Origin of the sequence: Paraburkholderia rhizosphaerae, assembly GCF_004366595.1 — a bacterium.
Lineage (GTDB): Bacteria > Pseudomonadota > Gammaproteobacteria > Burkholderiales > Burkholderiaceae > Paraburkholderia > Paraburkholderia rhizosphaerae.
Map to the genome: position 1 here is coordinate 1 of NZ_SORE01000055.1, position 7,026 is coordinate 7,026.

Here is a 7,026-nt window from a genome sequence, read left to right on the forward strand (position 1 = left end):
GCTATGACTGGCAGCCGGAGCCGGGCACGCCCGAAGCGCGGCTGCAAACCGACTTCCTCGTGCCGCGCGAATGGGTCTGAATGAAACCGATGGCGCGCGTGAGGTCCGCGGCCCGCGTGTTGGTGAAATTCGCTACGGTCCTCGCGTGAACACGAACGCGCAAATGCGCCGTTATCGTTTCTGAACAGTACTGATCGCGCGTGGCGCATCTCTGTTGTAGGCCCCGGCGCCCATCCCTTCGGGCGGCTGCGAGGCCTTTCCATAATTCTCATCTCATCGCCTCGACGGACGCAGGCGCAAGGTCGAGCGCGCATTGAACACGTGTCACGAGGTTGCCTTCGCATCAGACCATCGTTCACATAGGTGAACGTAGACCGGTCGCCGCCGGTTTCGCCATCGTTAATGTAGTCGCCTGAGATGGTCGATATACGTGTGTATCAAACGACATACATCGTTCTAGTTGAACTCGCTAGCAGCGTAGAGTTAAATCCGGCTGTGGGTTGATGTAGCTTCATCCTCCCAAAAGAGAGTGGAGTCCGGTAATTAAGCTCCACGTGGTTCTTCGAATTTTTTAAAAGAGGACGTGTATGTTAAGGATCGCTAATTCCATTGCTGTAGCAGCGGTTTTGCTGACCCTGTCGCCCCTGCCGGCGCTCGCGCAATCCGCGACAACGGGAAGCAAGGGGGAGCCGGCGCGTTACTTGCCCGAGTACACCGCTTCAGGCGATCTGAAGCTTCCGAAGAACTTCCACGAATGGGTGTATGTCGGCTCGCCGCTTACCCCGAATGCACTCAATGGCGGCAAGGCGAATTTTCCGGAGTACCACAACGTCTATATCGAGCCTGGCTCCTACGCGATCTACAAGAAGACTGGGACATTTCCCGAAGGCACCATCTTCTTCAAGGAGCTTCAGTTGACAAAGGAAGGTCAGTTTCCCGATGGCTCGCGAACCGAACCGTCCGGCCGGGGTTACTTTCCGGGCGCGTTCAATGGTGCCGACGTGACGGTCAAAGACTCGAAACGGTTTCCGGAAACAGGCGGCTGGGGCTATTTCAATTTCAACCATCATGAGCCAAAGGCGTTAACGGCATCGGTCAAGCCTAAGAGCGAGTGCGCGTATTGCCACCTCGCGAGCGCGAAAAAAGATGAGGTGTGGACGCAGTTTTACCGTCTGCTCGACGACGATACGAAGACCCCTTAACCCCACGAGTAACTCGACGGGCCGCACATATGAACCCGGCGGGTTCTTCTGTGCGGCCACACCATCTGACCGAAGCTATCCTCATTGACCGAACTAAAAGCAACATGATTGTTAGCGACGAGCACCAGACCGATATCGAAAGCATCGTACGCGCCGGGCCATCGGGGGCGATCGTACTTGCCGGGATAGCAACGGCGATCGTCTTCGCGCTTTGGTTTGCCTTTTACTTCCTCGTGTTTTTGCCGCGCGGTGTCATTCAATGAGTACGCCCGAAAAGCAGCCCGATGTGGGGAGCGTCATCGCACGCATTGAACGGAAATGGGCATTGCTGATGAGCGCGATTGTGCTCGTGCTGGTGGCTATCGTGGTGTTTACCGGCTTGCACCAGGCGATGATGCCGCCTTCACGCGTCGAAACGGTTCAGCCCGAGACGCTGAACAGGAGCGGCGAATTCATCGAAAGCAATCTGGGCAGCGTATCGGAGCCGGACGGATCGGTCACGGTACGTATCGTTGCACAGCAATACTCGTTCACGCCTCAATGCATCCTCGTACCGGCGAACGTGCCGGTCACGTTTCGCGCAACCAGCGCCGACGCGATTCACGGCATGCTGATTACAGGAACCAATATCAATTCGATGATAGAACCCGGCTACGTGTCCACGTTTCACACGACGTTCAAACAGCCCGCCGAGCATCTGATGCCATGCCACGAATTCTGTGGAACCGGCCATCAAGGTATGTGGGCGCACGTCAAGGTAATCGACAAGCAGGCTTTTGACGAGCTCGAGCGCCGAAGCGGCGGACGGAGGTTGAACTGTGCCCGCTAACCGACGACTCGTGCTAGCTCATTTCTGGCTTGCGTTCGCGAGTTTCGCCGTCGCGCTCGTGCTCGGGGCGTGGCAGATGTATGCACGCAGTCCTTTGCATCCATGGCTCAACGATCCGGACCTCTACTACCGATCGGTGACCGCGCACGGCACGACGATGGGCTATGTGTTTCCGACATTAGTGGCGATGGGTTTCGGCTATGCAATTACCGAGCTTTCACTAGGGATGACGCTCGTCGGTGTGCGGTGGGCGTGGGCGGGCTTCACGATGGTGTTCGCGGGTCTCGTCATGGCAGTGACTGCGATCGCGATCGGAACGGCTTCGGTGCTCTACACGTTCTACCCGCCGCTGATCGGCAGCGCGCTCTATTACGTAGGCGTCGTGCTAATCGTCGTCGGCTCGTGGATCTGGGTCGCACTGATGTCGATCAACCTGTTTGTGTGGAAACGCGCGCATCGCGGCGAGCCGGTTCCGCTCGCGATGTTCGCGAGCGTCGCGAGCGCGTATCTATGGGGCTGGACGGCGGTCGGCGCCGCGATCGAACTGATTTTCCAGGTCCTTCCCGTGGCGCTGGGATTCAAATCCACCGTTGATGCAGGACTCGCGCGCGTCTTCTTTTCGTGGACCTTGCACGCGATCGTCTACTTCTGGCTGATGCCCGCCTACATCGCGTATTACACGATTATCCCGCGTGCGATCGGTGGCCGACTCTATAGCGATTCGATGGCGCGAATCGCGTTCGTGCTGTTTCTGGTCGTGTCGATGCCGATCGGTATTCATCACCTGTTCGCCGACCCTCAAGTGGGATCGGGTTTCAAGTTCATGCATTCGGTGTTTACCGCGCTCGTCGCGATTCCGACGTTGCTGACGGTATTTACGATCTGCGCATCGGTCGAAATCGCGGCGCGCATGCGCGGCGGAACCGGCAAGCTGCGATGGCTCAAGGCCCTGCCGTGGGACAACCCGATGATGCTGGCAGTCTGCTTCTCGTTCATCATGCTGGGCTTTGGAGGCGCCGGCGGTCTCATCAACATGAGCTACCAGCTTGATTCGACGATCCACAATACCCAGTGGGTAACCGGGCACTTTCACCTGATCTTCGCGGGCGCCGTGGTCATCATGTACTTCGCGATCGCGTACGACCTGTGGCCCCATCTTACCGGCCGTGCGATGAGAGACTTCAAGCTGATGCGTGTGCAATTGTGGCTATGGTTCATCGGGATGCTCGTGCTCACACTTCCGTGGCATCTCACCGGTATCCAAGGCATGCCGCGGCGTATGGCCTACTACGACTATACGAACGGCGAAATTGCCGCACAGGCTGTGCCCGTGATCATCTCGGTCGTGGGTGCGCTCGTCGTACTCGCATCGGCTGTATTGTTTGTGGCGATTCTGTTGCGCGGACATCGATCCCCGCGCGTCGAATCGGCCAGCTACCGCTTCAGCGTCGCGGTCCATCAAAGCGAAGCATTGCCGGGCGCATTGAACGGTTTTCGCCTGTGGCTCGCGTTGATGATCGGGCTGACCGTGTTCAACTATGGATACCCCGTCGTGTCGCTGCTCACGCGCGCCGGTACCTCGGTGCCGGCGATTCCGGTCACGCAGGAACGCGGCCATGGATAGCGAGCGTATCTTTTCGCTGCATAACCGCTGGTCGGTCGCAGCCGCGGGCGGCATGCTCGCGATCCTGGTCGTGTCGGCACTGATCGGCTTTGTCTGGTTGCCGTCCGCGCAGCGTGACCCGCAGTTTCAAGGTATCTGGAACGCGATCTGCAGCGCGGCCGGCGTGCCGCGCCAATGGTTCACACAAAGCAGCGGCGTGTCGGTGCCGGGCGAGACCAGAAGCACGGTCACGGTGACGCCGCAGTTGTTGCGCGCTGCGGATAGCGAAGCGGCGGCCCGCGGCGGCGCGCTCGTGTGGCGGTGCTCGGGTTGTCACAACGCTAGCCTGGCGGTGGCGCCCGATCTCGCGGCGCAAGATGCGGCGTTCCTCTACAAGCAACTGCTCGACTTCAAATCGGGCGCGCGAACCAACGTGATCATGACGACGATCGCAGCGAGCCTCACCGAGCGCGAAGCGCGCGATATCGCTATGTTCTTCGGCTCGAGAAAGGCCTCCGCACCGCGCCGTTACGGGGTCGAGCACGCCGCACCGCCGATCGTCGCACATGGCGCGCCGGTGAGAAACGTCGTGGCGTGTGCAACTTGCCACGGGGGCGTTGGCCACAAGGCGGCCGCGCCGTTACTGCAGGGCATGAGCGAGTCCTATCTGCACACGCAGTTGACGGCCTTTGCAAACGGCGAGCGCCACAACGATATCGATGCACAGATGCGCAACATCGTGCGCAATATGACGGATGCGGAAATCAGCGCCGCCGCGCGCTTTTTCGCGAGTGCGGGTGCGCAGCCCGAGGCAACCGGAAAATGATCGAGGCTCGTGCGGCGCGCCCGATGCGACTACGCGACCCAGCGGATCGAACGATCCGGCGAAACTGCGGTGTGAGGGAAAAATGGGCTTTGTAACCGCCAATGAAAAGGCGAGGTTGGGCAAGCCGGCGATGCGCCGCGTGCTCGAACTTGGCGGCTCCATGCGCTTTGCCATTGCGTTGCTCGTCGTGCTGGCGATTGCCAGCACGATCGGCACCGTGGTCGAGCAAGGTGACCCGTATCCGAACTACGTGAACGAATTCGGTCCGTTCTGGGCCGACGTGTTTCGGGGATTGGGCATTTTTGACGTCTACGACGCATGGTGGTTCGTTCTTATCCTCGCCTTTCTGATTGTTTCTATCACGTTGTGCGTATGGAGAAACGGTCGGAAGATTCTTGCCGACATGCGGTCATGGAAAGACCGCGTGCACGAGCGAGGATTGCGCGCGCACAGGCTTCACCGCGAGCTCACCGTAGCAGGTGCGCCGTACCAGGTGGTGGCTCAGATCAAGAACATGTGCGGCAAACTCGGCTACCGGTTCGTCGCCCGCGAGGTTTGCGCTGACTCGACGCTGATTGCCGCAAAGCGCGGCACATGGAGCCGGCTAGGCTATCTGTCATCGCATATCGGCGTCATCGTGATCTGCCTCGGCGGTCTTCTCGATAGCGAACTGCCGGTGGCCATGCAACGCTGGGTGCTTCATAAGACCTGGACGCCATCCGATGCGATCGAGAGCGGCGATGCTGAGTCGCATCGGCTTGCGGCATGGAATCCGGCGTATCGCGGTTACGCATGGGTTGCCGAAGGCAAACAGGTCGAATCGGCGACATTATTTCAGCAAGGGGAGTCGCTGCTTCAGGCGTTGCCTTTTTCGATTCAACTCGAACGCTTCAGGGTCGACTATTACTCCACGGGTATGCCGAAGGGCTTTTTGAGCGACATCGTCCTGACTGATCACGACGGCGGCAAGCCGGTGCACGCGACGGTGTCGGTGAATCGGCCGTTTACCCACGACGGGGTGACAATCTATCAATCCGGCTATCAGGATGGCGGTTCGGTACTCAATCTGACTGCGTGGCCGATGCTGGGCCCGGATGCCCAAGGTTACGCAGCTGTCGGTGTGGTGGGCGGCAGCGACCGGATCGATTCGCGGATAGCAGGTGATAGTGGCCGGTCGGTCGAGTTCACCGACTTCCGCGCGATCAACGTCGAAGATATCGACGGTAAAGACAACGCCGATGCGTCGTCTGATACGCGTACGCATGCACTGTTGCACACGATGGGCGCATTGCTCGGTTCGGGTGCGAAATCAAACAGGCCGGTCGACAAGCGGAACATCGGCCCGTCGATTCAGTACAAGGTGCGCGACCGCGCCGGCCAGGCGCGGGAGTTCAGAAACTTCATGCTGCCAATGGATAGCGATGGCGCACGCGTCTTTCTCGCCGGCGTGCGCACCGAGGAAAGCGAACCATTCAAATATATCCGTATTCCGGCTGACGACGAGGGTACGGTTCGTCAATGGGTAGCGTTGCGCGCCGCGCTCTCGTTGCCGGCGATGCGAGCGCAAGCCGCGCAGCGCTTTGCGCAGCGAACCTTGCCGGATTCACCGCCGCACGAACGCGACGAACTGGAAAGACATGTACAGGATCTGCTGGGCCGGTTCGCGGGCGGCGCTCAGGCGAAGAACGATTCAACGTCGCAACCGGGCGGTGGCGGATACCGCGCTGTCGCCGCGTACATTGACGCGACGACTACACCGCACGAGCGGCGCGAAGCGGCGGTCTCCGTTTTGCGCACGCTTCGAGGTGTAACCTGGGACTTGTGGCAATTGTCGCGCGCGCGAAGCGGTTTGCCGATGCGCGAACATGCGGAAAATGATGATGCGTTTGTCGCGCTGGCCGTCGACGCGCTGTCGGACAGCACATTTTATGGCGCGCCCGTTCTCTATCAGCTCAACACCTTCCGCCAGGTTCAGGCGTCGATACTGCAAGTGACCCGCGCGCCAGGCGAGCCCATCGTCATTGTCGGCAGCGTGATGCTGGTTGCCGGTATCTTTGCGATGTTCTATGTACGCGAGCGCCGCTTATGGTTCCTCGTACGGAAGACCGAACAAGGTACGCACGTGCTGGTCGCGATGTCTTCCATGCGCGGTACGCTCGACGTCACGCACGAATTCGAACGTCTGGGCGGACTCGTTGACGAGCACCTGGATGGAGCCGGTTTAGAGCAGCTCGAGAGGCATGGTCCGGCGGACGGTGGTCGCCAATCCCGTGGGCCTTAGCCCTTACCCGACGATTCAATCGCTTCACGTAACCGACGAGGACTCAATCATGAGCCGTTCCGTTTCAGCGCCGCGTGTCTCGCGGACCGAGCGCATGCAGCCACACAACCATTGGCTGCGCCGCGCGGCCGAATCGCGTCTGACACGCTCCACGCCATTCGACTGGCTATTCGCACTCGCACTGGTGGCGGGCGCGGGGTTTGCGCTGACGCGCTACCACCCGTTCATGAACTACTACGACAAGCTGGTGCTGGTTTGCGCCGTGCCGGTGTTTGTCGTGCTCGG

At 60.0% G+C, this 7,026-nt stretch carries 7 protein-coding genes and 1 pseudogene; all 8 read left to right on the top strand.

Annotated features, from left to right (window positions below):
• Nucleotides 1–80 (top strand): coproporphyrinogen III oxidase (locus BX592_RS34985; RefSeq protein WP_166676387.1); only part of this gene is annotated, 80 nt, incomplete at its 5' end.
• A 507-nt stretch (nt 81–587) separates the two neighbouring features.
• Nucleotides 588–1,202: a cytochrome P460 family protein gene (locus BX592_RS33295; protein ID WP_134197588.1), complete on the top strand. Its 615-nt coding sequence runs from the start codon at nt 588–590 to the stop codon at nt 1,200–1,202.
• Nucleotides 1,203–1,231: 29 nt separating this feature from the next.
• The gene (locus tag BX592_RS34120; protein WP_166676526.1) at nt 1,232–1,465 is read left to right on the top strand and encodes a hypothetical protein; all 234 of its coding nucleotides are present in this window, start codon (nt 1,232–1,234) and stop codon (nt 1,463–1,465) included.
• Nucleotides 1,462–2,031: a cupredoxin domain-containing protein gene (locus BX592_RS33300; RefSeq protein ID WP_134197589.1), complete on the top strand. Its 570-nt coding sequence runs from the start codon at nt 1,462–1,464 to the stop codon at nt 2,029–2,031. The genes BX592_RS34120 and BX592_RS33300 overlap by 4 nt, the downstream gene beginning before the upstream one ends.
• Nucleotides 2,021–3,655: a b(o/a)3-type cytochrome-c oxidase subunit 1 gene (locus BX592_RS33305; protein WP_134197590.1), complete on the top strand. Its 1,635-nt coding sequence runs from the start codon at nt 2,021–2,023 to the stop codon at nt 3,653–3,655. The genes BX592_RS33300 and BX592_RS33305 overlap by 11 nt, the downstream gene beginning before the upstream one ends.
• The gene (locus BX592_RS33310; protein ID WP_134197591.1) at nt 3,648–4,460 is read left to right on the top strand and encodes a c-type cytochrome; all 813 of its coding nucleotides are present in this window, start codon (nt 3,648–3,650) and stop codon (nt 4,458–4,460) included. The genes BX592_RS33305 and BX592_RS33310 overlap by 8 nt, the downstream gene beginning before the upstream one ends.
• 82 nt (nt 4,461–4,542) lie before the next feature.
• On the top strand, nt 4,543–6,741 hold the full coding sequence (locus BX592_RS33315) for a cytochrome c biogenesis protein ResB (protein WP_166676527.1): 2,199 nt from the start codon (nt 4,543–4,545) through the stop codon (nt 6,739–6,741).
• Between the two features lie 94 nt (nt 6,742–6,835).
• A pseudogene (locus BX592_RS33320) lies at nt 6,836–7,026 on the top strand (hypothetical protein); the annotation flags it as partial.

Bases quoted from the DNA above. Each gene is read 5' to 3' on its own strand.
- BX592_RS34120 (WP_166676526.1), top strand. From the start codon at position 1,232: ATGAACCCGGCGGGTTCTTCTGTGCGGCCACACCATCTGACCGAAGCT.
- BX592_RS33310 (WP_134197591.1), top strand. From the start codon at position 3,648: ATGGATAGCGAGCGTATCTTTTCGCTGCATAACCGCTGGTCGGTCGCA.
- BX592_RS33300 (WP_134197589.1), top strand. From the start codon at position 1,462: ATGAGTACGCCCGAAAAGCAGCCCGATGTGGGGAGCGTCATCGCACGC.
- BX592_RS33315 (WP_166676527.1), top strand. From the start codon at position 4,543: ATGGGCTTTGTAACCGCCAATGAAAAGGCGAGGTTGGGCAAGCCGGCG.
- BX592_RS33295 (WP_134197588.1), top strand. From the start codon at position 588: ATGTTAAGGATCGCTAATTCCATTGCTGTAGCAGCGGTTTTGCTGACC.